Source organism: Endozoicomonas sp. SESOKO2 (assembly GCF_024606245.1).
In the GTDB taxonomy this organism is placed as follows: Bacteria; Pseudomonadota; Gammaproteobacteria; order Pseudomonadales; family Endozoicomonadaceae; genus Endozoicomonas_A.
Genome location: NZ_JAHHPQ010000167.1, coordinates 1 through 1,125, shown reverse-complemented (window position 1 = coordinate 1,125; position 1,125 = coordinate 1). Strand labels below are relative to the sequence as shown.

Annotated in this window: 1 protein-coding gene; it reads right to left on the bottom strand. The window is 51.5% G+C overall.

The features are described from left to right. Positions 1–1,125: AAA family ATPase (locus KDK17_RS04205; protein ID WP_257287420.1), on the bottom strand; the 1,125-nt coding region annotated here is incomplete at both ends.

Here is a 1,125-nt window from a genome sequence, read left to right as displayed (position 1 = left end):
TGAGAATCACCCGGTGTTTTGAGCTGACCTTGACAGGGTGGCCATTCACATAGATATAGGGTTTCGGTTCCCATAAGCCGTTTAATGACGCCAGCAATCCGGTTTTGGCGAGATTGGCTTCATCCAGCACCAGGGTAACGTACTCGCCGTCTATGTCGGACGGGGTACTAGCCCATTCCATCAGGGCCCGGTTTTGCTGTTTCATAGAGCGGTCGCCACTGGTGTGCTCTTGCCACTGCCAGCGTTTCATGAGGGTTTGTTCGCTGTCAGAAGGTCCAAGGGATATCACCACAGCCTGTCCTGAGGCCTTCGCCATTCTGGCAGAAAAGTAACTTTTTCCAGTGCCGGTTTCCCCCTGCAGGAATAGAACGGGAGAGTCCGCCAACCGGTCATGGAGTCGGGACAATCGACGGTTTTCACGATCCTTCTGACTCATCTCGCCGTAATAAAGATCATGGGCCAATGCTGACAGTGGCTTATCAGCGGAACCCTGCCATTCCAGTGATTGAGACAGTCGGTTTTCTATGCGTTCAATGCATTCTGCGTCGGAATTCCCTGTTTTGGCCATGTGAAAACAATCGGTGGCCAGAGATTGAATGGCATCGGATCGGGTCTGCCCTGATGACAGAGGTAAATGCCAGCCAGAAGCCAGTGCATCTTGTATACGTTTGATCTGTCTTGATGGTCTGATGGCTAACGTTTGATATTGTTCTGCTGCCGCTGGATCAACTGCCAACTGATGCGCTATTGCCTGTCGTTGTCGTTCCGGCGAGTGGGCAACGATCGCGGCACAGAGCTCATCCAGAGATTTTTCAGTCGACAAAAATGGAAAGGGTTTTTCATAGGACAGTTTTAATACTCTGAATTGAGTCTCGTTAAAGGCTGCCGGGTCAAAGGCTCTGGCCAGTGGCCATGGGTTCTGCTGCACAAACGCTCTGTCCAACTGCGGGGTACTATTAATGATGTCATTTAACCGATCCGGGTCCACTGAGGCAGTTTGCTCCTCATCCGGCTTTTTATCAGCATCCGGCAGTAACTGCCAACAGGCTACTTTCATAAAATCACGCACTGACGGATTCTGCCGGGTGCCATGGGTGATGACGCTATTGATGGCCTTACGCCAGT